General features: G+C 72.8%; 34 protein-coding genes. 21 read left to right on the top strand and 13 right to left on the bottom strand.

The genetic code is table 11. From position 1 onward, the window contains the following. Positions 1–14: 14 nt before the first annotated feature. From rplI to LQK89_RS18075, 3 genes are all read left to right on the top strand, one after another. Positions 15–467 (top strand): 50S ribosomal protein L9, encoded by a 453-nt coding sequence (rplI, locus tag LQK89_RS16635; protein ID WP_058728351.1) that lies wholly within the window; start codon positions 15–17, stop codon positions 465–467. A 596-nt stretch (positions 468–1,063) separates the two neighbouring features. Then, a complete protein-coding gene (gene dnaB, locus LQK89_RS16630) occupies positions 1,064–2,428 on the top strand; it encodes a replicative DNA helicase (protein WP_411914184.1) in 1,365 nt (454 codons plus the stop codon). Positions 2,429–2,587: 159 nt separating this feature from the next. Continuing rightward, positions 2,588–2,710 (top strand): hypothetical protein, encoded by a 123-nt coding sequence (locus LQK89_RS18075; protein WP_269145907.1) that lies wholly within the window; start codon positions 2,588–2,590, stop codon positions 2,708–2,710. A 32-nt stretch (positions 2,711–2,742) separates the two neighbouring features. On the opposite strand, the gene LQK89_RS16625 is transcribed toward LQK89_RS18075, so the two are convergent. Beyond that, positions 2,743–3,378 carry a helix-turn-helix domain-containing protein gene (locus LQK89_RS16625; protein ID WP_231049754.1) on the bottom strand — a complete coding sequence of 212 codons (636 nt, stop codon included), beginning with the start codon at positions 3,376–3,378 and terminating at the stop codon, positions 2,743–2,745. Between the two features lie 144 nt (positions 3,379–3,522). Here LQK89_RS16625 and LQK89_RS16620 point away from each other — a divergent pair, with 144 nt between their 5' ends. The 7 genes from LQK89_RS16620 (at position 3,523) to LQK89_RS16590 (ending at position 9,203) form a co-directional block, all read left to right on the top strand. Next, complete coding sequence (locus LQK89_RS16620) at positions 3,523–4,941, top strand: uracil-xanthine permease family protein (RefSeq protein WP_231049753.1); 1,419 nt, start codon at positions 3,523–3,525, stop codon at positions 4,939–4,941. After that, complete coding sequence (locus tag LQK89_RS16615) at positions 4,938–5,654, top strand: cysteine hydrolase family protein (RefSeq protein WP_231049752.1); 717 nt, start codon at positions 4,938–4,940, stop codon at positions 5,652–5,654. Before LQK89_RS16620 ends, LQK89_RS16615 begins: the two co-directional genes overlap by 4 nt. Continuing rightward, complete coding sequence (locus tag LQK89_RS16610) at positions 5,609–6,883, top strand: MFS transporter (protein ID WP_231049751.1); 1,275 nt, start codon at positions 5,609–5,611, stop codon at positions 6,881–6,883. Before LQK89_RS16615 ends, LQK89_RS16610 begins: the two co-directional genes overlap by 46 nt. Before the next feature lie 84 nt (positions 6,884–6,967). Next, a complete protein-coding gene (locus LQK89_RS16605; RefSeq protein WP_231049750.1) occupies positions 6,968–7,594 on the top strand; it encodes a TetR/AcrR family transcriptional regulator in 627 nt (208 codons plus the stop codon). Next, on the top strand, positions 7,591–8,226 hold the full coding sequence (locus LQK89_RS16600) for a zinc ribbon domain-containing protein (protein WP_058742836.1): 636 nt from the start codon (positions 7,591–7,593) through the stop codon (positions 8,224–8,226). The genes LQK89_RS16605 and LQK89_RS16600 overlap by 4 nt, the downstream gene beginning before the upstream one ends. Positions 8,227–8,228: 2 nt before the next feature. Next, positions 8,229–8,753, top strand: a complete 525-nt coding sequence (locus LQK89_RS16595) for a hypothetical protein (RefSeq protein ID WP_231049749.1) — start codon at positions 8,229–8,231, stop codon at positions 8,751–8,753. A 243-nt stretch (positions 8,754–8,996) separates the two neighbouring features. After that, complete coding sequence (locus LQK89_RS16590; protein WP_231049748.1) at positions 8,997–9,203, top strand: hypothetical protein; 207 nt, start codon at positions 8,997–8,999, stop codon at positions 9,201–9,203. A 10-nt stretch (positions 9,204–9,213) separates the two neighbouring features. On the opposite strand, the gene LQK89_RS16585 is transcribed toward LQK89_RS16590, so the two are convergent. The 7 genes from LQK89_RS16585 to LQK89_RS16555 all read right to left on the bottom strand — a co-directional run bounded on the left by LQK89_RS16585 (position 9,214) and on the right by LQK89_RS16555 (position 14,717). Beyond that, positions 9,214–9,432 carry a hypothetical protein gene (locus tag LQK89_RS16585; protein WP_231049747.1) on the bottom strand — a complete coding sequence of 73 codons (219 nt, stop codon included), beginning with the start codon at positions 9,430–9,432 and terminating at the stop codon, positions 9,214–9,216. Then, entirely contained in the window at positions 9,429–10,271 is an 843-nt protein-coding gene (locus tag LQK89_RS16580) for a hypothetical protein (protein ID WP_231049746.1), read from the bottom strand. Before LQK89_RS16580 ends, LQK89_RS16585 begins: the two co-directional genes overlap by 4 nt. Further along, complete coding sequence (locus LQK89_RS16575; protein ID WP_114849237.1) at positions 10,268–11,086, bottom strand: heavy metal-binding domain-containing protein; 819 nt, start codon at positions 11,084–11,086, stop codon at positions 10,268–10,270. Before LQK89_RS16575 ends, LQK89_RS16580 begins: the two co-directional genes overlap by 4 nt. 24 nt (positions 11,087–11,110) lie before the next feature. Next, on the bottom strand, positions 11,111–12,121 hold the full coding sequence (locus tag LQK89_RS16570) for a heavy metal-binding domain-containing protein (RefSeq protein WP_231049745.1): 1,011 nt from the start codon (positions 12,119–12,121) through the stop codon (positions 11,111–11,113). Positions 12,122–12,216: 95 nt separating this feature from the next. After that, on the bottom strand, positions 12,217–13,182 hold the full coding sequence (locus LQK89_RS16565) for a helix-turn-helix transcriptional regulator (RefSeq protein WP_231049744.1): 966 nt from the start codon (positions 13,180–13,182) through the stop codon (positions 12,217–12,219). 7 nt (positions 13,183–13,189) lie between these two features. Further along, positions 13,190–14,119 carry an NADP-dependent oxidoreductase gene (locus LQK89_RS16560; protein WP_231049743.1) on the bottom strand — a complete coding sequence of 310 codons (930 nt, stop codon included), beginning with the start codon at positions 14,117–14,119 and terminating at the stop codon, positions 13,190–13,192. Between the two features lie 151 nt (positions 14,120–14,270). Then, complete coding sequence (locus LQK89_RS16555) at positions 14,271–14,717, bottom strand: MarR family winged helix-turn-helix transcriptional regulator (RefSeq protein ID WP_114849241.1); 447 nt, start codon at positions 14,715–14,717, stop codon at positions 14,271–14,273. Between the two features lie 151 nt (positions 14,718–14,868). Here LQK89_RS16555 and LQK89_RS16550 point away from each other — a divergent pair, with 151 nt between their 5' ends. The 7 genes from LQK89_RS16550 to LQK89_RS16520 all read left to right on the top strand — a co-directional run bounded on the left by LQK89_RS16550 (position 14,869) and on the right by LQK89_RS16520 (position 19,978). Further along, positions 14,869–15,531, top strand: coding sequence for a hypothetical protein (locus LQK89_RS16550; protein WP_058742826.1), 663 nt, complete (start codon positions 14,869–14,871; stop codon positions 15,529–15,531). Between the two features lie 296 nt (positions 15,532–15,827). Beyond that, positions 15,828–16,712, top strand: coding sequence for a S26 family signal peptidase (locus LQK89_RS16545; RefSeq protein ID WP_175326790.1), 885 nt, complete (start codon positions 15,828–15,830; stop codon positions 16,710–16,712). Then, positions 16,709–17,575 carry a LamG domain-containing protein gene (locus LQK89_RS16540; protein WP_231049742.1) on the top strand — a complete coding sequence of 289 codons (867 nt, stop codon included), beginning with the start codon at positions 16,709–16,711 and terminating at the stop codon, positions 17,573–17,575. The genes LQK89_RS16545 and LQK89_RS16540 overlap by 4 nt, the downstream gene beginning before the upstream one ends. Before the next feature lie 193 nt (positions 17,576–17,768). Continuing rightward, positions 17,769–18,206, top strand: a complete 438-nt coding sequence (locus tag LQK89_RS16535) for an ester cyclase (RefSeq protein ID WP_175326792.1) — start codon at positions 17,769–17,771, stop codon at positions 18,204–18,206. Positions 18,207–18,231: 25 nt separating this feature from the next. Beyond that, complete coding sequence (locus tag LQK89_RS16530; protein ID WP_231049741.1) at positions 18,232–18,867, top strand: copper resistance CopC family protein; 636 nt, start codon at positions 18,232–18,234, stop codon at positions 18,865–18,867. Further along, the gene (locus tag LQK89_RS16525) at positions 18,864–19,559 is read left to right on the top strand and encodes an NUDIX hydrolase (protein ID WP_442874051.1); all 696 of its coding nucleotides are present in this window, start codon (positions 18,864–18,866) and stop codon (positions 19,557–19,559) included. The genes LQK89_RS16530 and LQK89_RS16525 overlap by 4 nt, the downstream gene beginning before the upstream one ends. 32 nt (positions 19,560–19,591) lie before the next feature. Further along, positions 19,592–19,978 (top strand): DUF1304 domain-containing protein, encoded by a 387-nt coding sequence (locus tag LQK89_RS16520; RefSeq protein ID WP_058740640.1) that lies wholly within the window; start codon positions 19,592–19,594, stop codon positions 19,976–19,978. A 25-nt stretch (positions 19,979–20,003) separates the two neighbouring features. Here the strand turns inward: LQK89_RS16520 and LQK89_RS16515 are convergent, their stop codons facing one another. After that, positions 20,004–20,405, bottom strand: a complete 402-nt coding sequence (locus LQK89_RS16515; RefSeq protein WP_058740639.1) for an arsenate reductase ArsC — start codon at positions 20,403–20,405, stop codon at positions 20,004–20,006. Positions 20,406–20,483: 78 nt separating this feature from the next. Between LQK89_RS16515 and LQK89_RS16510 the strand changes: the two genes are divergently transcribed. After that, positions 20,484–21,008 carry an AAA family ATPase gene (locus tag LQK89_RS16510; RefSeq protein ID WP_175326795.1) on the top strand — a complete coding sequence of 175 codons (525 nt, stop codon included), beginning with the start codon at positions 20,484–20,486 and terminating at the stop codon, positions 21,006–21,008. Between the two features lie 79 nt (positions 21,009–21,087). On the opposite strand, the gene LQK89_RS16505 is transcribed toward LQK89_RS16510, so the two are convergent. Continuing rightward, entirely contained in the window at positions 21,088–21,891 is an 804-nt protein-coding gene (locus LQK89_RS16505) for a DNA-formamidopyrimidine glycosylase family protein (RefSeq protein WP_231049740.1), read from the bottom strand. A gap of 137 nt (positions 21,892–22,028) precedes the next feature. Beyond that, complete coding sequence (locus LQK89_RS16500; protein ID WP_231049739.1) at positions 22,029–22,418, bottom strand: MerR family transcriptional regulator; 390 nt, start codon at positions 22,416–22,418, stop codon at positions 22,029–22,031. 93 nt (positions 22,419–22,511) lie between these two features. Here LQK89_RS16500 and LQK89_RS16495 point away from each other — a divergent pair, with 93 nt between their 5' ends. Further along, positions 22,512–23,207: an SDR family oxidoreductase gene (locus tag LQK89_RS16495; protein ID WP_231049738.1), complete on the top strand. Its 696-nt coding sequence runs from the start codon at positions 22,512–22,514 to the stop codon at positions 23,205–23,207. A 79-nt stretch (positions 23,208–23,286) separates the two neighbouring features. Here the strand turns inward: LQK89_RS16495 and LQK89_RS16490 are convergent, their stop codons facing one another. Further along, positions 23,287–23,988 carry an alpha/beta hydrolase gene (locus LQK89_RS16490; protein WP_231049737.1) on the bottom strand — a complete coding sequence of 234 codons (702 nt, stop codon included), beginning with the start codon at positions 23,986–23,988 and terminating at the stop codon, positions 23,287–23,289. Positions 23,989–24,073: 85 nt separating this feature from the next. Continuing rightward, positions 24,074–24,715 carry an SDR family oxidoreductase gene (locus LQK89_RS16485; protein ID WP_231049736.1) on the bottom strand — a complete coding sequence of 214 codons (642 nt, stop codon included), beginning with the start codon at positions 24,713–24,715 and terminating at the stop codon, positions 24,074–24,076. Between the two features lie 98 nt (positions 24,716–24,813). Here LQK89_RS16485 and LQK89_RS16480 point away from each other — a divergent pair, with 98 nt between their 5' ends. Both LQK89_RS16480 and LQK89_RS16475 read left to right on the top strand, forming a co-directional pair. After that, entirely contained in the window at positions 24,814–25,302 is a 489-nt protein-coding gene (locus tag LQK89_RS16480; RefSeq protein ID WP_231049735.1) for a DUF4126 family protein, read from the top strand. 119 nt (positions 25,303–25,421) lie between these two features. Beyond that, positions 25,422–26,393: an NAD-dependent epimerase/dehydratase family protein gene (locus LQK89_RS16475; RefSeq protein ID WP_231049734.1), complete on the top strand. Its 972-nt coding sequence runs from the start codon at positions 25,422–25,424 to the stop codon at positions 26,391–26,393. Positions 26,394–26,432 lie beyond the last annotated feature (39 nt).

Here is a 26,432-nt window from a genome sequence, read left to right as displayed (position 1 = left end):
TCGGAGGACTTCACATGTCGAAGCTCATCCTCACCCACGAGGTCTCCGGCCTCGGTTCCGCCGGTGACGTCGTCGACGTCAAGAACGGCTACGCCCGCAACTACCTCATCCCCCAGGGCTTCGCTGTCGCGTGGTCCAAGGGCGGCGAGAAGCAGGTCGAGTCGATCCGTGCGGCCCGTGCCGCTCGCGAGCTCGCCACCATCGAAGAGGCCCAGGACCTCAAGATGAAGCTCGAGAACGCGACCATCAAGCTGACCGTCAAGGCCGGCAAGGACGGTCGTCTGTTCGGCTCCGTGCGTCCCGCAGACGTCGCCGACGCCGTGCAGGCGCAGGGCGTCGGTTCGCTGGACAAGCGCAAGGTCGAGGTCCCCGCGACCATCAAGACCGTCGGTGACCACGAGGCCACCGTGCGCCTGCGCGAGGACATCACCGCGGTGATCTCCCTGCAGGTCGTCGCCGCCAAGTAAGGCACGCACCAACCGTCGAAGGGCGGGTCCCCGTGAGGGGGCTCGCCCTTCGTCGTGTCTGCTCCGGGTCGCGTCGGTCGTCGGTTCGGCTGGCTGGCTTCCGGGTTCCGGGGTCCGGTTTCCGGCGTTCCGGCCTGGAGGCGCGGGGTGCGCCCGTTCGACGGCTCGCGCTGGGCTGACGGGTTACCGCTCGGGCGCTGCTGCGGATGCTGGGAGCAGCCCGAGAACGCTCCCCACAGGAGGCCCCGTTGTCAAGTCGTTCTGCACACCCGAAACGGGGTGCAGAGCAACCTTCAACGTGTACTTGAACCCCACTTGTCCACACACGGTGTGGAACAGGAAATCCCAGGTCAAACCGTCGAACATGCGTTCGGGTGCGTACTTATCCCCACGTCTGTCCACAGTTGTCCACACGAACTTTCGGCGTGTTCGCCACCGTTTCCACAGAGTTTTCCACAGGGCTGTTTGCTGGGGATAACTCTGTCCCCGTAGCTTGGCCCAGCGACTCGGCGATCCCGGGGGATGTCGGTCGCTCGGGGTAGGAAACCAGTGGGGCGGGCACGTCCCGAACCGTCGCAGACCAACAGGGAGTCCGTGTGTCGATCGCGCACCTCGATCCGTCCCCGCAGGACATGGCCGACCGTGGGATGGAGCGGACTCCGCCGCACGACCTCCTCGCCGAGCAGTCGACGATCGGTGGCATGCTGCTGTCGAAGGACGCCGTCGCGGACGTCATCGAGACCGCTCGCGGGGTCGACTTCTACATCCCGAAGCACGAGGTCATCTTCGACGCGATCCTGTCGCTGTACTCGCACGGCGAACCGACCGACGTCATCGCCGTCACCGACGAGCTGACGAAGACCGGTCTGCTGTCCCGAGCCGGCGGCGCCGAGTACCTGCACAGCGTCACGAGCATGGTGCCGACCGCGGCGAACGCCGGGTACTACGCCGCGATCGTCGCCGAGAAGGCCGTCCTGCGCCGCCTGGTCGACGCCGGGACCCGGATCGTGCAGATGGGCTACGCGTCCGAGGGTGAGGTCACCGACCTCGTCAACAGCGCGCAGGCCGAGGTCTACAACGTCGCCGGCGGCGTGCAGACCGAGGACTACGTCCCGCTCACCGACGCCATCGGCGCCGCGATCGACGAGATCGAGGCCGCGAAGGGCCGCGACGGGCAGATGACCGGCGTCCCGACCGGGTTCAGCGGGCTCGACGCCCTGACGAACGGCTTCCACCCCGGGCAGCTCATCATCGTCGCCGCACGACCCGCACTCGGCAAGTCGACGCTCGCGCTCGACCTGTGCCGTGCGGCCGCGCTCAAGCACGACCAGACGGCCGCGTTCTTCTCGCTCGAGATGGGTCGCGCCGAGATCGCGATGCGTCTGCTCTCCGCCGAGTCGAGCGTGCCGCTGCAGAACATGCGCAAGGGCACCGTGGACTCCCGCGACTGGACGACCATCGCGCAGACCCGCGGGCGGATCAACGATGCACCGTTCTTCATCGACGACTCCCCCAACATGACCCTCGTCGAGATCCGGGCGAAGTGCCGCCGGCTCAAGCAGCAGCACAACCTGAAGCTCGTCGTCATCGACTACCTGCAGCTGATGACCTCGGGCAAGAAGGTTGAGAGCCGCCAGCAGGAGGTCTCGGAGTTCTCGCGTGCGCTGAAGCTCATGGCGAAGGAGCTCGGCGTGCCGGTCATCGCACTGTCGCAGCTGAACCGTGGTCCCGAGCAGCGTGCGGACAAGAAGCCGATGATCTCGGACCTGCGTGAGTCCGGGTCGATCGAGCAGGACGCCGACATGGTGATCCTGCTGCACCGCGAGTCGGCGTACGAGAAGGACAACCCGCGCCAGGGTGAGGCGGACCTCATCGTGGCGAAACACCGCAACGGGCCGACGGACACGATCACGGTGGCGTTCCACGGGATGTTCTCGCGGTTCGTGGACATGCCGCAGTAGGGGTCGGGATCAGTCGCCGAGGGAGGACTCCGGTACCGCGACGATGAGCGACCGCTTCGGTTGGCGCGCGACCGGTCCGCGGAGGTGCGCTGGGCAGTACTGTTCCGCCCCGACCGCCCCAGGCGCGCCATCGAACTCATCGCCGAGGACAGCGACGAGATGAACCGACACCACGCTCGGATCGCCCTCGACGACGAGCGGAACATCAACGCGCCGGCGGTGACGCAGTGGACCCGCGAGGAACGTCGACGGGCGCAGCGTGTTCGCTCCTTCGGCGTCTGAAGGCAGGATGCGGACACCCTCGCGTCGAGGGGTCAGAGCCGGCGGAGGTTGATCCACACCGCCCGGGCGGGCCGATCGGACACGTTGCTCACGAGGTGCGCCCGACGAGCACTGAACTGGGCGACGTCCCCGGCGGCGGCGGAGAAGATCTCGCCGCCGAGCTGCAGCTCGAGCTCACCCTCGAGCACGACCCCGATCTCGTCGCCCGGGTGCTGCGACGGGGTCCGCGCGTGCGAGGTGTGCGGGTCGAAGTCGTCGACGTAGACCTCGATGCCGAGGTCGGCGCGGTAGGCCGCGGTCCGCCGGTGCAGGCCGCCGTCGGTGACGTCTCGGATCTGGTCGCGGAACTCGACGATCGGTGAGTCGTCCGCGCCGCTCTGCGCGAAGAGCGTCGTGATCTGGACCCCGAGGGCCCGTGCGATGGCGTGCAGGGTCCCGAGCGACGCGGTGGTCCGACCGCGCTCGACGGTGCTGAGCATCGACAGGCTCAGCGACGTGCGCTCGGCGAGGTCCTGGAGCGTGAGTTCGTTCTTCTGCCGCAGGGCCCGGATCCGCTCGCCGATGCCGACCACGACCGCGTCGAGGTCGTCGCCGTCCGGCACCGGGGCCGCGTCCGGTCCGGCACTGGTGGCGGACGCGTCCGCGCTGGTCGAGGTCGATGCCTGCATGCACCCATCATCGTCGGCGCGGCACCCCCGGAGCGACGGGTGCGTCAGTGTTCACACGCGGAAACACGGTTGCAACAATGTGAATGTAACTTTTCGCATCAGAGTGAAACACCCTGCTCGATCCCGATCCGCAGAGGACACCTGATGACCACCCACGCCGCTCCCCCGTCGCCGCCCAACAGCGCGCCCGCGCCCACCGTGCTCTCCGTAGGATTCGGTGAGCGACTGCCCGCCGGACGCAATGCGCTCTTCGCCGTCCAGCACCTGCTCGCCCTGACCGGCATCTGGGTGTTCCCGAACGTGATCGGCAGCGCGCTGAAGCTGTCGTCCGACGAGGTCGCCCTGATGATCCAGGCGTGCTTCCTGTTCACCGGCGTCGTGACGATCCTGCAGTCCAGCCGCGTGCTGAAGCTCCCGATCGTGCAGGGCCCGACGGCGGCGTTCATGGTCGCGATCATCTCGTCGGGCGCCGCCTACGGACTCGGGACGGCCTTCGGGTCGATGGCGGTCGCAGGGCTCGTCTTCATGCTGCTCACCGTCCCGCTCAAGCGCTTCGGACTGTTCGGGCACGTCAGCGCCTTCGTCTCCTCGCCCATCGTCCTCGGCACGCTGTTCGTCATCATCGGGGCGCAGCTCGCGTCCATCGGGGCCGGCGGCTGGTTCGGCACGGCCGGGACGCCGTCCTACGGGGTGCTCGCGCTCGTCGTGACGGTCGCCACCGGGCTGATCGTCCTGCTGTGCCTGGTCGTCGGCACCGGGATCCTCAAGCGGGGCGCGATCTTCTGGGGGATCGTCGGCGGAAGCATCGTCGCGCTCCTGGTGGGGCAGTGGTCGTTCCCCGACCTGTCCGCTGCGCCCCTGGTCGGGGCGCCGCACCTGCTGCCGTACGGCTTCGGGGTCTCCCTGCCCGTCGTGGTCCTGATGCTCGTCGCGTTCCTGCAGGCGGGCACCGAGTCCATGGGGATGTACACGATGATCGCCAGCTGGGGCGGTGAGACCGTCGACACCGCCCGGGTCAACCGCGGGCTGTTCGCCGAGTTCGCCGGCACGGTCCTGGGGGCGCTCTTCGGCGGCATCGGCACGACGTCGTACCCGGAGAACGCCGGCATCGTCCGGGTGTCCGGCGTCGGCAGCCGGTTCGTCACGATGACCGCCGGGGGCGTCGCCGTCGCCCTGGCCTTCTTCCCCCCGGTCAGCCTGTTCCTGGCGGGGATCTCCGGGCCGGTCCTGTCCGCGGCGACGACGATCCTGTTCGGGATCATCGCGGTCAGCGGCATCCAGATGCTCGCCGCGGTGCGCTGGGACGACCTGAACCTCGCCGTCGGCGCGACCGCGTTCATCGTCGCCCTCGGCGCACAGTTCATCCCGACCGCGATCTCGTCGGCGCTGCCGTCCTCGGTCGCCACGGTCGTGACCAGCCCGATGATGATGGGCATGTTCCTGCTGCTCGGGCTGCACGGGGCGGTGAACCACGGGCTGCGACCACTCCTCGCTCGTCGGGGTCAGCCCCGCCGGGTCGTCACCCCGCTCGTCCCCCGCACCGAAGGGAACACCCCCGCATGACCACGATCACCGTCCACGGCACTCAACGCACAGCCGACCCGAGCGGCCAGCTCCGTGACTGGTTCGACCCCGCCCACACCGCGATCGTGTCGATCGACATGCACGAGGGACACCTGTCCGAGGACCCGGCGTGCCCGTGCCCGGCTCCTCGCGGCCGTGCGATCGTCGGACCGATCGACGCGTTCCACCGTGCGGCCCGCGCGCTGGGGATCCCGGTCGTGCACGTCCGGTCCGAGCTCCGTGCCTCCGGCATCGACGACGTCCGCGGCACGTCGGACAGCGCGTGGCGCACGACCTTCCCGCAGCACGTCGGTCCGATCCCCGGTGCGGCGGACCACGCGCTCGCCGGGAGCCGGTGGACCCGGTTCGTCACCGAGGTCGAGCCGCAGGACGAGATCGTGACCGGCAAGAAGCGCCTCTCGGCGTTCTACCCGACCGACCTCGACTTCCTGCTCCGCCAGATGGGCGTCCGAGCGGTGGTCCTCGACGGGATCATGGCCGACTGCTGCGTGCTCAACAGCGCGTTCGACGCGTCGAACCTGGGGTACCGCGTGTCCGTGCCGGCCGACCTGGTGCGCGGCACCGACGAAGGGCTCGAGCGCGCTGCGCTGTCGATGGTGTCGCTGCACCTGGGGGTGGTGACCGAGTCGGCCGAGCTCCTCGCTGCGTGGACGTCCGCGACGGTGGGCAGCTCCGGGCACCCGACCGCGTGACGACGACCGAGGAGCACACCGCCCGCCCGGTGACCGGTCGGACCGTCCGCGGGGCGTCCCCCGTGCCCGCCGCGGTCGTCACAGTCGGCACGATGGCACTGGCGACCGTGCCCACGCCGCTCTACCCGGCGTACGCACGGGCGTTCGGCATCGACGAGACCGGCACCACGGTGCTCTTCGCGGTCTTCGCCCTGGGCGCCGTGGCCGGGCTGTCGATCGTCCGCACGCGGCGTTGCGCACGCTGGCCGGTCCGCGGGCGCATCGTCGCCGCCGCGCTGCTCGGGGCCGCGGCAGCCGTCGTGCTCGCGGTCGTCCCCGGTCTGCCCGCCTTCGCCGTCGGTCGGCTGCTGAGCGGCCTCGGTGTGGGGATCGCCGCCGCGAGCGCGGTCACCTTCGTGACCGACCGAGCCCGCGCGGCCGGACGGCACGTCCGGTTCTGGGCGACCGTGACGCCGGGGCTCGCGATGGCCGGTCTGGCCCTCGGCCCCGCGGTAGCGGGGCTCCTGGTCGGGACCGGCGCCCTCCCGCGGTGGGCGCTGTACGTCGCGGTGGCGACCGTCCTGACGACGAGCGCTGCCCTGCTCGCACCCCGTGCCTCCCGTCCGGTCGTGCCGGAGGCGACACACGGCGGACCGCCGCCGACGTCGGGTGCCGACACCCGGTCACGCGTCCCGCGGTGGCCTGATCGTCTCGGCGCGTGCGCGGCCTTCGCCGTCACCGGTTGCTTCGGCGCGTTGACGCCACACCTGCTCGCCGGCGGCGACCGTCAGCCCAGCGTGACGGAGGTCGGTGTCGTCGCCGCCCTGCCGTTCCTCGCGGGTGCGATCGGGGCCACCGTGCTGTCCGGACACGGTCGGTGGGCGTTCCCCTTCGTCGTGACCGGTTTCGTCCTGGTCGCGGTGTCGACCGCGACGGTCCCGGGGACGGTCACCGGTACCGCCACGTTCGCCGTCGGGGCCGCGATCGCCGGTGCCGGCGCGGGGATCGTGTTCAGCCGAGCGCTCGGGTCCGCGCTTCGGAACGCGAGCCCGGATCGGCGTGGTGCCGCTGCGTCCGACACGTTCACCTGCGCGTACCTCGGGCTCGCGGTTCCCGTCGTCGCGGTGGGGTCGCTCCTCGGCATCGTGCCGCAGACCGTCGTGATCGTCGGGTTCACCGTCGTCCTCGCCGGCGTCGGGACGGTCCTGGTGCTGCGGCCCGGCTCGGACCTCCGGGGCGCAGGACGGTAGCCGGTCGGTCGGACCCCTCGACAGCGCGCGTCCGTTCTGCCATCGTGTTATCGACCGATAACCAGACGGGAGGGCCGCCCCAGCATGAACGCGCGGCGTCTCCCTGCTCGGAACGACGAACTGCTCGCCGCCGCGGTGTCGGCGTTCGCCGCTCGTGGGTACTTCGGCACGACCACCGCGCAGGTCGCTGCGGAGATGGGCGTCTCGCAGCCGTACGTCATCCAGGCCTTCGGCTCGAAGCGGGAGCTGTTCCTCCGTGCACACGCGCACGCCGGTGCGCGCATCGTGGCCGCGTTCCGCGCCGCCGGTCGTGACGGCTTCGACCCGGCGCGGCTCGGCGCGGCGTACCTGCAGCTCGTCCGCACCGACCTGTCGGCCGTGCTCGTGCACGCCCACGCGTTCTCCGCGGCACCGGCGGAACCCGCGATCGCCGAGGAGGCGCGGCGCCTGTTCCGGGAGATCACCGCAGCCGTCAGGGCCTCCGGTGCGTCGGTGCCGGAGGCCGCCGCGTTCCTCAGCCGCGGGATGCTCATCAACAACCTGCTCCTGATGGACGCCGCCGGCTCATCCGAGGACGCCGACGTCCTGGCCGTCGCCGCGGCGATCCTCGGCCCGACGCCACCAACGGCACCGACTGCACCGACCGCACCGAAGGCACCGACCGCACCGACCGATCCCACCCGTCCACCGATCGAAGCAGGACCGAGATGACCGAACACGTCCCGTTCACCGACAACGTCACCGACCTCTCCAACGAGGACGGCTTCCAGTTCGAGTTCCGCTGCGAGCGCTGCGGCAACGGCTTCCGGTCCGCCTTCCAGCGTGACCTGCGCTCGACCGGGCAGAAGCTCGCGCGCGGACTCAGCGGGTTCCTGGGCGGCCCGCTCGCCCAGGCCGGATACATGGCGGACCGGCTGCTCGACCGCGGGACGAACTCGCCGGCGAAGGACGCGGCGCTCCGCACGGCGACCGCCGAGATCGCGCCCCGCTTCCACCAGTGCCGCGGCTGCGGTGACTGGGTCTGCGGTGACGGCTGCTGGAACACCGACGTCGGACAGTGCGTCCGGTGCTCGCCGGTCGTCGTCGAGGAGCTCGCCCGGCTGCAGGCGGAGGCCCGACGGAGCCAGATGCAGCAGCGGCTCGAGTCCGTCGACCTGGTCGGGAGCACCCCGCTGTCCCAGCAGGCGCAGCCGCGGTGCCCGTCGTGCGGTGCGCAGTCCCGCGGCGGGAAGTTCTGTGTCGAGTGCGGCGCATCCCTGGTGACCACCCGCGCCTGCTCCGGCTGCGGCACGGACCTGGCGCCGAACGCGCGGTTCTGCGCGGAGTGCGGGACGGCCGCCTGACGATGGATCTGCGAAGCGCGAGCCTGCTCGTCGTCGCGGTCGGTCTGGTCGTCGGACTGTCGGGGTGCGCCGGGACTGGTGCGGACGACGGGCCGACCGCCGGCACCACGCACGGCGCCTCGACGAGTGCGTCGCCCGAACCGTCTGCCGCTGGTTCCTCGGCCACCGCTGCCTCGGACGACGAGCGCGTCGCGTCCTTCTGCGCCGCGAACGCCGCGGCAGCGGAAGCCGTGCAGGGCGACGTCGCCGGGGACATCACGGCTCGACAGCGGCAGGCCGAGGCGACCCGGGCGCTCCTCCCGGTCCCCGGTGCCAATTCCGATGTCTCCGCCGGAGCCGAGAAGTTCGCCGCTGCGGCCGACGAGACGGTCGCGATCCTCCGGACCTTCCCGCCCGAGAGCAAGGTGTCCGACGTCGGGACCGATCCGCGGTTCCTGCAGTCCGACGCGATGCGGGCCGCCGCGAGCGACGCCGAGTACCGGGCGTTCCTGGCGTGGGTGCTGCAGACGTGCATGACGACGCAGTGAAGCGGGACCGGTCGATGCCCCCGGTTCTGGCTCCGATCTCAGTCCCTTCCTTCGAGAGGCATCAGCTCCCGGCGCCGTCACACGGGCGGTCGCCAGCTCCGCCCCGATCGTTCCGGTACTGTTCAGGACGTACGAGGGGCGCGTCCCTATCGGGGGACCTCGTCTGGTTCGATTTCCGGAGCGCTCCACCATTCCTCGAACGCTGTCGATCGCGTTCACCACCGCTCCGGCACACTCGAACCCATGCGTGAACTGGCTCTGTCGCTCTTCGTGATCGGCGCCGTGCCCTTCGCGACCGGGATCGTCTACTACCTCGTCGATGGTCATCGGACCGGCGTGCTGTTCCGGAAGAAACTGCCGTGGTTCCCGATCATCGCCGCCGGTTGGGCGCTCGCTGCCACCGGTGTCATCATCGGCATGGTGAGCTCCGGGCAACTCGGCCCGCGCTGACCGCGCTGCGTCAGTACCCGCGCCGGTACAGCACCCGGAACACGACGACCCACACGACCAGCACGACGAGCCCGCTCCCGCCGACCCACGCCCCGGCCGAGCTCCCGGCGAACAGCCCGACGAAGCAGCACCCCGCCAGGAGCCCGGTCACGACGGCGAGCGGGATCCTGTAGCGCACGGTCCAGGTCCGCTCCCCGACCCGTCGCAGGTCGTCGTCGTCCCCGCTCACCGCAGCTCCAACCCCTGGTCCGCAGCCCGGAACCGGTCCGCCAGGAACCGCCCGTTCACGACGACCGCCGCCGCGTCCCGCTCGACGGCCGCGTCGCGCATCCCCCTGGCGGCGGTCTCGAGCGCGTCGAGCTGCCGCCGGAGCGCCTCGAGCGGCGTGGAACCGTCGGACAGCCGGTGGGTGGCCGCCCAGTCCGCGGGCAGCGCCGCGTACGCCCGGAGCGTGTCCGGCAGGTAGACGGTCGCGGTGCGCGTGACGACGACCTCCGCGTCGCTCGCCAGGTCGCCGGCGACGCGCGTCAGCGCGTCGGTGAGCAGCTCCGCGATGCGGCCCACGGTGGCAGCGGCATCGGCCGGGAGGCGCGTGGCGACCGCCGCCGACAGCGCGGCCAGGCCGCGTGGGATGTCCGCATCCGCGACACGGAACGCGTCGACGGTCCGGATGCCGAGCCTCCCGAGTGATGCGGCGACCGCCGCGGTGTCGCCGGCCGCGTCCGCGGCGACCGCCGCGACCTCACCGGCGAACAGACCCAACCAGGTCCCGAGGGGCGGCTGCCGCCGGGCGATGGTGACCCCGCCGGACACCTGGGCGGCCTCGGTGACGAGTCGTCGGCCGTCGAGCCGCAGGGTGAGCGTCTCGCTCGCGCCCGTCAGGCGGAGCGAGCGGACGGCGCCGGGTCGACCGGCCAGGCGGTCGCCGAGTGACCGGGTGCGGTCGATCGCCAGGACCCGGTCGACGACCGCCGGCGGCAGGGCACGGACGGCTGCGGCGGCGAGTCCGTCGAGCAGTGCCTGCGGGTCGTCACCGGCATCGAGGGGTGCGATCGGTCCGTCGGTCATCGATCGGTGAGGGGCAGCACGAGCGTGGGGGTCTCGATGACGTGGTCGGGACGGAGCGAGCGCACGGCGGTGCCGATGGCGAAGAACTCTGTCGTGTGGCCACCCCAGCGGTGTGGGAGCGACAGGAGCTGCACGCCGACGATGCCCTCGGCGGCCAGGTGCTCGGCCTCGCTCTGCATCCGGCCCATCGCGAGCTCCCGCGCGTCGTAGAGCGCCTCGGTGTACTGCGGGATCTCGGTGTTCATCCCGAAGGTCGTCATCGACGCCATCATCCCGCGGTGGGCGATGTGGTAGACGCAGGTGCCCATCGTCAGGCCGAGCGGGGCGTAGCCGGCCTGGATCAGCGTCCAGAAGTCCTGCCCGGACAGGTCGGACGTGAACGGCAGGCGCTTCGCGTTCCGCCACGTGCCCGTGGGCGGCGGGGCGTCCGCGACGACGGCGGTGCCGACGGCGATGAACTCGGCGAGGTCGTTGCCGTACTCCTTGAACTCGATCTCGAGCCGGACCCCGACGATGCCGTCCGCGCCGAGCCGGTCGGCCTCGGCCTCCATCCGGGTCATCGCGAGCTCACGGGCGTGGTACATCGCCTGGCTGAGCTTGTCGAGCTCCATGTTCTTGGTCCAGCGCCCGGTCTGGATGCCCACGTGGTAGACGCTCGAGCCCAGGACGAGGCCGACCGGGCGGAAGCCGGCCTGGCGGACGAGCAGGAACTCGTTCACGGACAGGTCCGAGGTGAAGAGCCGTCCCGCGCCGTCGGCGAGCCGGGCGGTGGCGTCCGCGGGGAGCGGCACGCTGCCGAGGTCTGGGGTGCTCATGGTCGGGCCTCTCGTGGGTCGGGTTCAGCGGTGTCGGGATGCGGAGCGGACGCCGGGGTCGGTCAGCGGGATGACGGACGTGACGTCGCGCCGGGTGACGGCCTGCGCGGAGCGGTCGCGGAACGCGTGCATCGGCCCGGGGGCGATCGCCGTGCCGATGAACAGCGCCTCGGCGTGCAGGTCGACCTCCTCCCCGCACGAGGTCTCGAACTCGCCGATCGAGCTGCCGGTGACGACCAGGTCCGAGGCGCGGAGGGTGCCCGCGCGACGGCTGAGCTGTTGCCGGGCGTCGTCCCGGGCGGCCTCGAGCAGGTGGGTCAGGCCGTCGACCTCGGTGTTGCCGGCCCACGTCGAGCGCTGCTGCTGCAGGAGCGCGTCCTCGTGCTTCGTCGACACCGAGAGACCCAGGGCCATGCCGCGCGGGACGTACCCGGACTGCAGCAGGGCCGTGGTGTGCTCGGCCGAGAAGCCCGCGGTCCACGGACCGGTTGTTCCGGTCCGCGCGCCGCGTCCTCCCGCTCGTGGGCTGACGGACGTGTCGAGCGTCCGGACGGCGGTGCCGACGGCGGTGAACTCCCAGATCTGCCCGTCGAGCCGGCGGCGCCGGACCTGCACGCCGACCACGCCGTCGGCGGCGAGCAACCCGGCCTCGGCGACCATCCGGTCGTGGGCGCCGTGCCACGCCCGCGCGAAGGCCTGCACGTACGCGCCGAAGCCCGCGTTCCGCCCGCCGCGGCCACCCGTGGTGAGCACCGGCGACGTCCAGCCACCGAGCATCGCGCGGCCGAGAGCGCCCATCCCGCCCCCGCTGCCGGGTCCGAACGGGGACGACGTGGCCCAGACGCCGCAGCCGCCGCCGGCCCAGCCGAGCTGCACGACCAGGGACCCGAAGACCTCGCCGACGGGCTGCAGGGCGACGGAGCCGATCGCCGCGGCACCGGGAGCGGACAGCAGCGAGCCGGCGACACCGCTCTCCCGCTGGCGGGCGGCGCGGGCGTGCGCGGCCGGTGGGAGTCCGTCGGACCACGTCGCCATGCGCACCACCCCCGGGAGGCCGTCGTGCGTCGGATGCCGCACGTCGCTCAGCCTGGCACCGCCGGGGCCGGGTCAGGCGGTGGCTGTCGACAGTCTCAGTCGGCGCTGCGCTGTCGGGCCCGGCGCAGGGTCTCGCTCGGCTGCTCGCCGTACCGCTCGGCGTAGGACGCCGCGAACCGACCGAGGTGCGTCAGGTGCCACCGCCGGGCGGTCTCCGCGACCCGGACGCCGTCGCCCCCGGCCACGAGGTCGCGGTGCGCTCCCTCGAGGCGCTCGGTCCGGAGCCGTTCCATCGGGGACTCCCCGTAGGCCCGGCGCATCGCGCTCTGCACCCCGCGTTCGCTGAGGCCGACGGCGTCCGCGACGTCCCGCAGCGTCACCGCCTGCTGTGCGTGGTCGCGCAGCCAGGCGGCGGCCCGCGCGGCACTCGTGGTGGGCTCGGGCTCCTCGGCGTCGACGAGGGGGAAGGCGTCGATGACCGCGTCGGCGATCTCGGCGTTCAGGGCGAGGCGCTGGTCCTCGTCGATGCGGCCGTCCATGACCTGGGGCGCCCGGGTCCGGATGATCGCCCGGAGCGGTCCGAGGGCGACCTCGATGTCCGGCTGCTGGCCGAACACGAGCGGGCCCCGGACGAACCGGCCGCGGCGGGCGAGCGCCGCCCGGAGCACCCGGTCGGACAGGTGGAGGATCGTGATCTTGCGGGTGTCGGTCTCGAACGCGTACGACGACGAGGCGGAGAGCACGTAGGGGTGTCCGGGGACGGGGTGGAGCCGGGACCCGTCGCCCAGGTCCTCCACCACGGCGCTGCCATCGCCGATCCAGAACACGATGTGCTCGGCGCGAGCGTCCATGCGTCCGGCCCGGGTCCCCTCGACCTCGGCGCCCCGCATGGACACGTCGGCGTCCCCCGCCCCGACGTAGCGGAAGGTCTCGAGCGCACTGTCGACCCCGCCGCTGATCCCGTAGATGCCGTCGAGCTCGTCCCCGCGGTCCTCGCTGATCGCCTCGACGTGGAAGCGACGGAAGGACCGGGGCTCCCCCTGCTCCGGCATCGTGGACATGACGGCATCATGACAGCACGACGACCTTGCCCGCGATCCGACCCGCGGCGCCCTCGGCGTGCAGGGCGGGGAGTTCGTCGAGCGGGATGCGCCGCGTGACCTCGACGTCGAGCTCCCCGGCGTCGACGAGGGACACCAGCTCGGTCAGGCGACCGCGGTCCGGCCGGACGAACACCGTCGCCGCGCGGACGTCGCGGTCGTCGTCGCCCGGGGTGGCCATGAACGCCGTGGTGCTGACGACGGTGCCGCCGTCGCGGACGAGCGCGACGAGCGCCGCGAAGTCCTGCGGGTCGATCGGCGCGAGGTTGAGGAGCACGTCCACCGGCTGGTCGACCGCGTCGTGCAGGTCGGTGGTGGTGTGGTCGACGACCTGGTCGGCGCCGGCGGCACGGACGGCCGCTCCGCTCCGCGGGCTCGCGGTCGCGACGACGTGCGCCCCGAGGTGCTTCGCGAGCCGGACGGCGTACTTGCCGACGACCCCGCCGGCACCGACGACGAGCAGGCGCTGTCCGGCCGTGACGTGCCCGTCGTCGACGAGGGCCTGCCACGCGGTGAGTGCCACGGACGGCAGGGCCGCGGCGTCGACGAGCGGGATGCTGGTCGGGGCGGGGACCAGGGCCTCGGCCGGGGCGACGACGTACTCCGCGGCACCGCCGTCGCGCTCCATCGGGAGGAACCCGACGACCGCGTCGCCGACGGTGAGCCCGGTGACGCCGTCGCCGAGCGCGTCGACCGTGCCGGAGACGTCGTAGCCGGGGACGTGCGGCAGGACGACGGGGATCGGGAGGAACCCGCCCCGCATGCCGTTGTCCGCGGCGTTGTACGCCGATGCTGCGACCCGTACGCGGACCTCGCCCGCGGCGGGCTGCGGGACGGGGACGTCCTCGATCCGCAGGACCTCGGGTCCGCCGACCTCGTGGAACCGGACTGCCTTCATGGTGGTGCCTTCCGTCGTGTGCTTCGATTTCGAAGCATCTGACGATGACGGTACACCTGCTTCGAGTTCGAAGCAACAGGCGACCAAAAAAGGACGGGAGGCGCGAGGCGATGCCGCCACGCGCCTCCCGTCCGGACCTGGACCGGACCGCCTACCCGCGGTCGCCCATCGCGTGTGCCGCCTGGTCGTACAGGCCGGTCGCCAGGTCGTTGAGGACCTGGTGGAGCTCGCCGCCGTGTGACCCGTCGACGGTGCGGAGCATCGCGCCGTAGCGCGCTCGGTAGTCGTCGACGACGGCCTCGCCGTCGGGGAGCAGTCGCAGGAGCGACCCGCGCCGGTCCGAGGGGTTCGGTGCGCGCTCGACCAGCCCGGCCGCGCTCATCCGGTCGATCATGTTCGTCACCGCACCGGACGTGAGTCCGAGGTAGCCCGCGACCTCGGTCGGGGTCGAGTAGCCGGTGTCGCTGACGAGCACGAGCGCCCGGAGGGCGTTCTCGTGGATCCCGGCCCGTGCGCTCAGTTCGCCGACCAGGCTCGTGTTCGCGCGGACGACGGCGGCGAAGGCGGCCATCAGGTCGGCGTCCGTGGAGGGTGCCACTCGGGTCTCGTTCCGTCGGAGGGGGACGGCGTCCCCCGCTCTGGGGTAAGTGTACGACTGGCCAAGTTGGTCAACGGTTGATTATCTTGACGAGTGAAGCAAGTGGGCCCGAACCTCGTGCTTCACCGACTTCCGAACAGCAACCGAACCGATGAGGTACACCGTGTCCAAGCTCCGCACCTCCGCGATGAAGCGGGTCCGTTTCGCCCCCGTGGCCCTCGTCGCGGGCATCTTCGCCGCCGTCCTGCTCTCCCTCTCGCTCACCGGCACCCTCTCCGGGTTCGCCGCGAGCATCACGAACAGCGGGAACTCCGCCGCCTCCGGCACGCTCGTCATGCAGGAGCAGAACGCCGGCGCCACCGTCACGTGTCTCAGCACCGACGGCGGTTCGGTCTCCACCAACGCCGCGACCTGCTCGACGATCAACAAGTTCGGTGGCAGCACGACGATGACGCCGGGCAACACCGTCAACACCGCGATCTCGATCAAGAACACCGGCACCGCGAACGCCGCGACCTTCACGCTCACCCCCGGCGCGACCTGCACGCAGTCCGCGAACGGCGCCCAGAACGGCACCGCGACCGACCTCTGCGCCAAGATGAACCTCGTCATCACCTCGGGCTCGACCACCGTCTTCAGCGGCACCCTCGCCAGCTTCAAGGGCGCAGCTGCCTCCGCCTTCACGATGCCGCCGGCCCCGGCCGCCGGTGCCTCGGTGCCCTTCAACTTCGCGGTCACGCTCGACAGCAGCGCCGGCAACACCTACCAGGGCCTCGCGGCGTCCGTCCCGATGACCTGGACGTTCACGGCCTGATCCGGCTCCGGTCCGGTCCCGCCCTGATCCCGGGCCCGGGCCTGGTCCCCGGCCCGACCAGATCGCAGTTCCGGCCCGACCAGCATCCCGACCCGACCAGCATCCCGACCCCGGGAGCGGCGCACGACACCCGGCGCCGCGACCGGCCTCCCGGTCCCCCACCGGGACCCACCCCCGGCGGTGTCCGACCGATCCCCCCATCCGGTCGGGCACCGCCTCCCCCGTCCACCACCGCCGCGTGACACCACGCCACCTCGCACCACGTCACGCCACGTCTCGTCCGATCGGAGCAGCGCATGAGCCAGACCGCAGCCCTCCCGCTCAGCGGGACGCTCGACCGCCCGTTCCTGCGCGGTCGGCAGACCAGCCGCTCGGAGACGGTCGCCGCCTGGACGGTCGCGGTCGTCGCGGCCCTGCTGCTCGGCGCCGCGGTCCTGTTCCTCGCCGCCGGCGGTCGCTGGTTCGTCGTCGAGACCCCCTCGATGGGCGAGGCCGCGCCGGTCGGCACCCTCGTGCTCGACCTTCCGGTGGACGTGTCGACCCTGCGCGTCGGCGACGTCGTGTCCTTCGAGACCGCGGCGAACCGTGGTGTCGTCTACACGCACCGCATCATCGCGATCGACGCCGACGGCGGGCTCCACACCCGCGGCGACATCAACGGTGCGACCGACCCGTGGACGCTCCGCCAGGCCGACGTGATCGGCACCCCGGCGCTCCTCGTCCCGCACCTCGGCTGGCTCTTCCGCGCCGCGCCGATCCTGCTCATCGGCACCCTGCTCGTGTGGACCGTCACGAGCGTCTTCACCGACCGCGTAACCCGGAGCAGCCTGCGCATCGCCGGCGGCGCGCTCACCGCGTCTTACGCGGCGTTCGTCCTCAAGCCCTTCGTCAACGTGACGACGATCACGAACACGTCCAGCCCCACCGGGGTCGAGGCGACCATCGTCTCCTCCGGTGTCTTCCCCGTCCGGGTCGAGGCGCACGGCGGCAACACCCTGCACCTCGTCGACGGGCAGGTCGGCCGCGTGGTCATCCACGAGCTCACGGAGAACGGGCACTACCAGATGACGTCGAACATCGACCTCGACCCGGTCGGCTGGGCCGCGCTCATCGCCGTGTGCCTCGTCCCGCTCGTCCTCTGCCTGGCCGTGGGCCGCGTCGAGACGGTGCGTGCATCGTGACCGGCCTGCCCGCGCTCCGGCGCCTGCGCGACGGTCGGCTCGTCGCGGTGCTGCTCGTGGTGGCGCTCGCGGCCGTGGTGCTCCTCAACCAGTTCGCGCCGACCCGCTCGGCGTACAGCGCGGTCGTCACGGACTCCACGAACACCGCGGGTACGGCGCCGTACTTCACCTGCGCGGGAGCGGTCAGCGCGGACGCCTCCGGCGCGCTCTTCGCCTACCGCCTCGGCGAGGCCTCCGGGTCGCGGACGGCGGCCGACGCGTCGGGCAAGGCCGCGAACGGCACCTACCAGGGCAGCATGGTCGCGGCGACGCCGAACCCGAACGGGTGCGTCCGGGACACCGGGAGCGCGTACGTGCTCAACGGCTCGACGAGCTTCGTCTCGACGCCGCGCGCGTACGTCAACCCGACGACCTTCAGTGAGGAGGTCTGGTTCCGCACCACGGTCGCCGGGGGCCTGCTCATCGGCTTCGGCAGCAGCCAGACCGGGACCTCCGGCCAGCACGACCGCCAGACCTGGATCAACCCCTCGGGCCAGCTGATGTTCGGCGCCTACAACGGGACCACGCAGACGATCACGTCGCCACAGTCGGTCACCGACGGCGCGTGGCACCACGTCGTGTCGACGATGTCGCCCGGGAACGGGATGCGGCTGTACCTGGACGGATCGCTCGTCGCGTCGAACGCCGCCTACACGCAGCCCGAGAACGCCACCGGGTACTTCAAGATCGGGTACGACACGATCGCGTACTGGCCCGGTTCGCCGTCCAACTACTTCTTCACCGGTTCGATGCGCTTCGCCGCCGTCTACGGCACGGAGCTGACCGCGGCGCAGGTCGCCGCGCACGCGGCAGCCGGACGCTGACGTCGCGGCGGTCGCCGACCGGGCCACGACCGGACGGGAGGCGAGTGGCGGCAGCGCCCCGCGCCTCCCGTCCGTCCGCCGCTACCACCGACGGCCGGTGCGCCGACCGGACAGCCGTCCCGCGGACACTCCGTGTCCTCCGGGGCGGCGCGCGTACCAAGGACCCTCACCGATCCACACGGAGGGACCACGCATGAGCAAGGAAGCGAACGCCGCCACGCAGGAGACGCTCGGGGGCATCCTCGAGGCACGAGACTGGGGTCGGATGGCCGAGGCGTGGCACGAGGACGTCGTCGACCACGATCCCGCGCCGGGTCAGGCGCCTGGCCTGCAGGGGATCGTCGACTTCTGGCAGGAGTTCACGACCGCCTTCCCCGACGTCACGCTCGAGGCCGACCCGCTCGTCGTGACCGACGACTTCGTGACCGCGGTCTTCACGATCCGCGGGACCCACACCGGACCGTTCCAGGGGCACGAGCCGACCGGCCGCTCCTTCGAGGTCCGCGGCATCCAGGTGTCGAAGTTCGTCGACGGTCGCATCGCGGAGCGGTGGGGCTCGACGGACCAGCAGGGCATCGAGGAGCAGCTGCAGCTCGGTGCGTCCGACGTCGAGTTCGTCAGCAAGGACTGACGAGCACTCGGGTACGCTCGCGCTCGTGCGTCTCCGGGTCCTCCTCGCCTCCGTCCTCGTCGCTGCGACCCTGCCGGTGGTGCTCGTCGCGGGGCCCGCGTCGGCGCACGACGTCCTGGTGTCCTCGGACCCCGCGGCGGACTCGTCCGTGTCCGGCGACCTGGACCGGGTGACCCTGACCCTGTCGGAGCCGCCGCTGTCCGGCCTGCAGAGCGGGATCGTGATCAGCGTGACCGACGCCGGCGGGACCGAGCACGCGCGGGGGGACGTCAGCACCGACGGGAACACCATCGGCACCGCGGTGGACCTGACGGACGCCGGGTCGTACCAGGTGCGCTGGCGGAGCGTGTCCGTCGACGGGCACCCGATCTCGGGCGAGTACGCCTTCACGTCGACCGGGGCGACGGCGACGGCGCCGGCGCCGTCCGCGTCGGCGCCGTCTTCGTCGGCCACGGCCGGTACTCCCGCCGTCGGCCCGTCACCGTCGGCCACCGCCACGGAGGTCGCGGAGGCGCAGGCCCCCGCGACGCACCAGCACGGCGCCGCCACGACTATCTGGCTGCTCGCCGGACTCGTCGTCGTCGCCCTGCTCGCCGTGCTCGTCACCCGCCTGTCGCAGCGCCGGCGCGGCCAGGCGCCCACCGCCGAGGACGACCGGTGACGGCAGGCGCCGCCCGCGCCGCCCGCGCCGCGCTCGCCGCTCTCGCTGCGGACCCGGCGCCGATCGCCCCGGTCATGCCGACGACGGCCGACCCGCGCGCAGCGGCCGTGCTCATGCTCTTCGGCGAGCTCGACCACGTCCCGAGCACCCGTCCGGCGCGGGCCGCGGCAGTGCACCGGGACCTCGACGTCCTGCTCCTCGCCCGCGCCTCGACACTCCGGTCGCACCCCGGCGAGGTCGCCTTCCCCGGCGGACGGCTCGACCCCGGGGACGCGGACGCCCCCGCAGCGGCACTGCGCGAAGCCCGCGAGGAGACCGGGCTCGACCCCGCGGGTGTCGAGGTCCTCGGGACCCTGCCCGCCGTCCCGCTCGCGCACTCGAACCACCTGGTGCGGCCGGTGCTCGGCTGGTGGCGCGCACCGTCGCCGGTGCGGGTCGTCGACGAACGGGAGTCCGCAGCGGTCTTCCGGACACCCGTCGCGGACCTGCTCGACCCGGCGGTCCGTGGGGTGACGGTCCTGCGCCGCGACGGCCGGGAGTGGCGCGGGCCGGCGTTCGCGGTGCACTCGGAGCAGGGCGTCCACACGCTGTGGGGCTTCACGGCGATGCTGCTCGACGGGCTGTTCGACCGTCTCGGCTGGACCGAGCCGTGGGACCGGTCGCGCGAGCTGCCGCTGCCGACGGAGCGCTGACCCGCCGCGCCCCGAGGTCGTAGGGTCGTGGCATGACCGTCGTCGCGCTCGTGTTCGCCGCCCTCGCAGCGCTCCTACACGTGTACATCTTCGTGCTCGAGTCCGTCCTCTGGACCACGCCCCGTGCCCGGAACACCTTCGGCACCACCGCCGAGGAGGCCCAGGCCACCCGGCAGCTCGCCTACAACCAGGGCTTCTACAACCTGTTCCTCGCGGTGCTCGCGATCGTCGGCGTCGTCGTGGTCGCCGCCGGCGGCACCGCGGTCGGTCTCACGCTCGTGGTCGCGGGCACGGCGAGCATGCTCGGGGCCGCCCTCGTGCTGTTCGCGAGCGACGCCTCGAAGCGCCGCGCGGCGAGCACCCAGGGGGCCTTCCCGCTCCTCGCGCTGCTGTCGCTCGGCGTCGCCGCACTCGTCTGAACGAGCGCAGCCCGGGCGGCCCCGCTCAGTCCAGCGACGCGAGCAGCGCCTCGACCCGGCCCCGGATCTCGTCCCGCACCGGGCGCACCTGCTCGAGCGGCAGCCCGGCGGGGTCGGTCAGCGCCCAGTCCTCGTAGCGCTTCCCGGGGAACACCGGGCACGCGTCCCCGCACCCCATCGTCACGACGACGTCCGCCTGCCGCACGGCGTCGGTCGTCAGGACCGCCGGCTCGGCCCCGGCGATGTCGATGCCCTGCTCCGCCATCGCCTGCACGGCGACGGGGTTCAGCCGGTCCGCGGGCTCCGACCCGGCCGAGAACACGTCCACCCGGTCGCCCGCCAGGTGCCGCAGCCACCCGGCGGCCATCTGGGAGCGGCCCGCGTTGTGGACGCAGACGAACAGGACGGCTGGCTTGGTGTCGGTCACGTGACCATCCTGCCGCGGAAGCGGCGGGGCGGGGGTGCGCCGTGCCTCCCGGCAGGAGGGTGCGGTAGCGTCCGCGACGTGATCGTCTGGATCAACGGCACCCACGGGGCGGGCAAGACCACGACGGCGCGGCTGCTGCAGCCGCTCCTGCCGGACGCGCGCGTGCTCGACCCGGAGAAGATCGGCGAGGTCCTGATGGACGTCCGGCCGCCGCTGCCCGACCACGGCGACTTCCAGCACTGGGCCCCGTGGCGACCGCTCGTCGTCGAGACCGCGACCCGGCTGCTGGACCACGTCGGGGGCACGCTCGTGCTGCCGCAGACGGTCCTGGTCGAGGCGTACTGGCGGGAGATCGCGGACGGCTTCGCGGCGCGTGGGGTGCCCGTCCGGCACGTGGTCCTGGACGCCGACCAGGACACGCTGCGGGCGCGGATCGAGGGCGACACCGTCGTGGGCTACTCGCTGTTCCGGATGAGCCGGCTCGCGCCGTACGCCGAGGCGGCGCGCACCTGGCTGCACGACGCGGCCCAGGTCGTGTCGACGGTGGGGCGCGCACCGGAGGAGGTCGCGCGCGAGATCGCGCGCAGCGTCACGACTGGCTGATCGGCCTGTCGGTCCGGCCGGCCGTCGGTCCGGCCGTCGGTCCGTCGGTCCGGCCGTCGGCCTGGAGGATCGGGGCCGGTCAGGTGGACACGGCCGGCTGGCAGCGTGGGCACCACCACACGCGCCGTGGCGGGGAGCCGACCACCTCGACGTCGTCGCGTGCCCGGACGCGCGTGCCGCAGCGGAGGCACGGTCGTCCCGCCCGGCCGACCACCCAGTGCCGCTCGCCGCGGCGGAGGACACCCGTCGTCACCTGGTACGCGTCCGGCACCGTCGCGGAGTGCCGGAGCATCCGCTGCGCCGTGTCCACCAACGTCGGGACGTCGACGGTGCCGATCGGGCGGTCCGGGTGCAGACCCCGGACGAAGCCGAGCTCGTTCGCCCAGAGGTTCCCGAGCCCGGCGACCCGACGTTGGTCGAGCAGGGCACGGCGCACCGGCAGCCCCGGATCGGCGGTCAGGCGGCGGACGGCCTCGGCGCGGTCGAGGTCGTCGTGCAGCAGGTCCGGCCCGAGGTGCCCGACGGCGTGGTGCTCATCGCGGGTGGGCAGCAGCTCGACCACGGGCAGGTCGAGGCCCCAGACGGTCCGGCCGTCATCGAGGGCCATCCGCACCCGGGCCTGCTGCGCGGCGTGCACGGGGAGCCGGCGCCCTGCGGCGGTCACGGTCCACGAACCGGTCATCCGCATGTGGGTGTGCAGTGTCGTGCCGTCGTCGAACCGGGTGAGCAGGTGCTTGCCGTGGGTCGCGTGCCCGGTGATCCGGCGGCCGGTCAGCGGGGTGCCGGCCGCGTCGCCCCCGCGGAGCTCGCCCGAGCGGACACGGGCGCCGTCGACCGCGCGGAGGCGTGCCGCGAGTCGGTGGACGGAGTCACCCTCGGGCATGCGGCGACGGTAGCCCCGGCCGCCGACACCGGGACCGCGTGCGGTAGGTCGGTTCGTCCTGCCCGCGATGGAGCAGGAGACGTCGGGTGCTCGACCGGCGCCCGACGTCTTCTGCTCCACCGAGACGGCGGCGGGTCTCAGGCGGCGGTGGTCTGCGGGGTCCGGAGTGTCGGGCAGTGCTCCGGGGTGGGGTGCTCGGTGATCGCGATGACCTCGTCCAACCGGGCGCGCGCGGCCTCGAGCTCGGCGAGCTGCGCCGTGATCCGGTCCCGCTCGGCGACGAGCAGGGCGAAGGTCTCCGGCGTCGCCCGCCCCGCGTCGACGCACGGCAGCAGCTGCACCACGGTCCGACTGGGCAGGCCGGCGGCGAACAGCTGCTGGACCAGGCGCACGCGGTCGACCGACGACTCCGTGTAGGTGCGCTGACCGCCCGCCGTGCGGACCGCGGTCAGCAGGCCCTGCTCCTCGTAGTACCGCAGGGAGCGGACGCTCACCCCGGTCGCCGCCGCGAGGTCACCGATGCGCACGTCTTCTCCGATCCGGGCTTGCACCTGACACTGATGTGAGGTCTTAGCGTAGCCGAGCCGCCGCGGGAAGTGCCCGCCCGGCAGGAGGACACCATGGACATCGCCGGATCCGTCGCACTCGTCACGGGCTCGAACCGGGGCATCGGCCGCCGCTTCGTCGAACAGCTGCTCGAGCGCGGCGCGGCCAAGGTCTACGCGACCGCCCGCCGCCCCGAGCTGGTCGACGTCCCGGGCGTCGAGGTGCTGCCGCTCGACATCACCGACGAGGCGTCGGTCGCCGCCGCGGCCGCTGCGGCACCGGACGTCACCCTGCTCGTGAACAACGCGGGCATCGCCACGACCGGGTCGCTGCTGCGCGGGGACCTCGCCGACGCCCGCCGCGAGATGGACACGCACTACTGGGGCACGCTCTCGGTGCTGCGGGCGTTCGCGCCGGTGGTCGAGCGGAACGGCGGCGGGGCGATCGTCAACGTGCTGTCCGCCCTGTCGTGGTTCGTGTACCCGGGGTCCGGGGCGTACGCGGCCGCGAAGGCCGCGGAGTGGAACCTCACCAACGCCGTCCGACTCGAGCTCGCCGGCTCGGGCGTCACCGTGCAGGGCTGCACCTCGGGGCGGCGGACACCGACATCATGGCCGGGTACGAGGGGCCTCGACCCGGCCGAGGTCGCACGGGCGTCCCTGGACGGGGTCGAGCGCGGCGTCGCCGAGGTCCTGGTCGACGAGTGGAGCAGGGGCGTCAAGGCGTCGCTGCAGCACGAGCCGGAGGCGTTCTACCAGCAGTTCGCCTGAGCACGAGCCGGCCGAGCCCCGCCCGGCCGAGCCCCCGTCGGCCGGCGGTGCCTCCGGCACCGCTTCCGGCACCGCGGAGTCAGGCCACCAGCGGTGCGAGCACGTCGACGACCAGATCGGGACGGGTGACGAACGGGTGGTGTCCGGTCGGGAGCTCGACCACGTCCGAGGCCCGGGCGGCGTGCTCGCGCTGCAGCCCGGGGGTGGTGCTTCGGTCCTCGGTGCACACGACCGCCGTCGAGGGGACGTCCGCCCAACCGGTCCGGGTGGTCGGCGTCCCGAAGGCGGCGGCCGCCTGGGTCGTGGTCCGGGCGAACGCCTCGCGCTGGGTCGCCGCGTCCCCGTCCTGCAGGAAGCGTGCGCCGAACGAGTCGACGTCGTACCCGTCGAGGGCGATGCGGCCGTCCTCGACACGGATCGTCACCGGGTCGGGCTCTGCGCCCATGATCGAGCCCTGGGTGGCCCCGACCGGCGGCGTGTAGCTCGACACGAGGACGACGTGCCGGACGGCCGGGTGGGTGCCGGCCTCGGCGATGACCGTCCCGCCGTACGAGTGCCCCACGAGGACGACGTCCCGGTGGGCGTCGAGCACGGCTCGGAGGGCGGCGGCGTCGGCGGTCAGGTCGGCGTCGGGGGTGCCGGGCACCTCGCCGCAGGACGGCAGGGCGACGGCGACGCTCGGGCCCCCCGTGCGCTCGAGGAGCAGGTCGGCGGTGGGCTGCCACCACCACGCACCGTCGCGGACGAGGGCACCGTGGACGAAGACGACGGTCGAGGTCATGGTGCCGAAGGTAGGCAACCGCCTCGACCGTCGTCCGGTCCGTTCGCTGACAGCGACCGAGCGGGGGTCGACCCCGTCGACCCCGTCAGCCGCGCAGGAAGTCCGCGACCGGGGTCGAGCCGCCGTTGAACCGGATCGTCCGACCGGCCGTCGACGCGTCCTTGAGCACGTCGGCCACCACGTGGGCGACGTCCCCGCGCGGGACCTGCGACGACGAGCCGTCCCAGTCGACCCGGCCGGTGGGCTCGTCGTCGGTCAGCGTGCTCGGCGCCACCACGGTCCATCGCAGGTCGGAGTCGCGCAGGACCGCGTCGGCGATCATCTTCGACTGGGCGTAGGCGAAGAAGTCCTGGTCCTGCGGGATGCCGTGGTCGAGCTGCGACCCGGACCACGAGACCATCACGTACCGGTCGACCCCGGCGCGTGCCGCGGCCTGGACCGAGAGCACGGCGGCGTCGCGGTCGATCGCCCACGTCCGGTCGACCGATCCGCCACCGGCTCCGGCCGACCACAGGACGGCGTCGTGCCCGCGGACCAGGTCCTCGAGGTCGGTGAGGGACTGCTGCTGCACGTCGGCGACGCGCGGCTCCCCGCCGTGGGCACGGACGTCGCCCTCCTGCTCCGGGTTGCGGATGACGGAGGTGACGCGGTGGCCCCGGTCGGTGAGGATGCGGGTCGCGAGGAGGGCGACCTTGCCGTGGCCGCCGAACAGGATGATGTCGCTCATGCCGGGCACGGTACGCGTCACGGCTCCGAGGGGTCGTGGGCACCCGCGTCCCCCGAGGCTCCCCCGAGTACCGTCCGACGGGACACGACAGGAGCGTCATGAGCAAGCAGCAGCACGAGCAGCACACCCTCGTCCGGAGCCTCGCCCTCGGGGTCCTGAGCGGCGGACGGAGCAGCACCCCGCTCGCCGTCCTCGCCCTGAACCACGACAACAGGGCCGTCAAGGGTGACTGGCAGCAGTGGAAGGCGTTCAGCACGCCCCTCGGCCGCGGTCTCCTCGTAGCGTCCGCGATCGGCGAGCTCATCGGCGACAAGTCCCCGAAGGCCCCTGCCCGCATCTCCCCGATGGGCCTGGTCGGCCGCATCGCCGCCGGCGCGTTCGCCGGTGCCGCGCTCGGCACCACCGGCCGTCGCGACCTGCGCCTCGAGGGTGCGGTCCTCGGCGGCATCGGCGCGGTCGTCGGCAGCTTCGTCGGCTGGGCCGCCCGGAAGTCGCTCAGCGGCGCCGGTCTGCCGGACGCCGTCGGCGCGCTCGCCGAGGACGCCGCCGTCATCGCCGGCTCGGTCCAGGCCGTCCGCAGCGCCTGAACGCTTCTCGCCCGTCGGGCGGGAGGCGCGTGGCGGACCCCGCCCCGTGCCTCCCGTCCGCCCCGCGGGGCACGGACAGGGCCTGTCGGGGCCGACCCGACGCGCCTAGCGTGAGCACCATGCGCATCGTCGTCATCGGGGCCACTGGCCACATCGGCACGTTCCTCGTGCCCCGTCTCGTCCGCGCCGGCCACGACGTCGTGGCCGTGTCGCGGGGCACCAGCACCCCGTACGCCGACGCCCCGGAGTGGACGCGCGTCGAGCGCGTCGTCGCGGACCGGGAGCAGGAGGACCGCGACGGCACCTTCGGCGACCGGGTCGCGGCGCTCGCCGCGGACGCCGTCGTCGACCTCGTCTGCTTCACCGTCGAGAGCGCCGGACAGCTCGTCCGCGCGCTGCGCGGCAGCCGCACGCACCTGGTGCACTGCGGCTCGATCTGGCGGGCGGGCGTCTCGCACGTCCTGCCGATCACCGAGGCGACGATGACCCCGCCGTTCGGCGAGTACGGCGTCCAGAAGGACGCGATCGCACGGCTCCTGCAGGAAGAAACCGCCACTGGTGGTGTCGTCACGACGTCCGTCCATCCGGGGCACATCAGCGGACCGGGATGGATGCCGATCGGCCCGCTCGGCAACCTCGACCCGTCCGTCGTCACGAGACTGACCCGGGGCGAGACCGTCGAGGTGCCCGGCCTCGGTGCCGAGGCGATGGCCCACGTGCACGCCGACGACGTCGCCCAGCTGTTCCAGCTGGCGGTCGAGCAGCGAGACGCCGCGTCCGGCGGCGCCTTCTTCGCGACGGCTCCGACCGCGCTCACCGTGCGCGGGTACGCCCAGCTGGTCGCGTCGTGGGCCGGCCGGGAGGCACAGCTCGAGTCCGTCTCGTGGGACCGGTTCCGCGAGATCACGGCCCCGGAGCACGCCGAGGCGAGCTGGCAGCACCTGTCGCGCAGCCAGGTGTTCAGCACCGCCGAGGCGGAGCGGGTGCTCGGCTACGCGCCGGCGTGGACGGCCTCGGAGACCGTTCGGGACGCGCTGCGGTGGCAGGTCGAGCACGGCGGGCTCGAGGTAGGGGCGGGGACCACGATCTGACGTCGGCTCCTCCCGTGGTGGAGCAGACGACGTCGGGTT

It is taken from the genome of Curtobacterium sp. C1, assembly GCF_021049325.1.
GTDB classification, from domain to species: domain Bacteria; phylum Actinomycetota; class Actinomycetes; order Actinomycetales; family Microbacteriaceae; genus Curtobacterium; species Curtobacterium citreum.
This window is presented reverse-complemented; position numbering and strand designations above follow the sequence as displayed.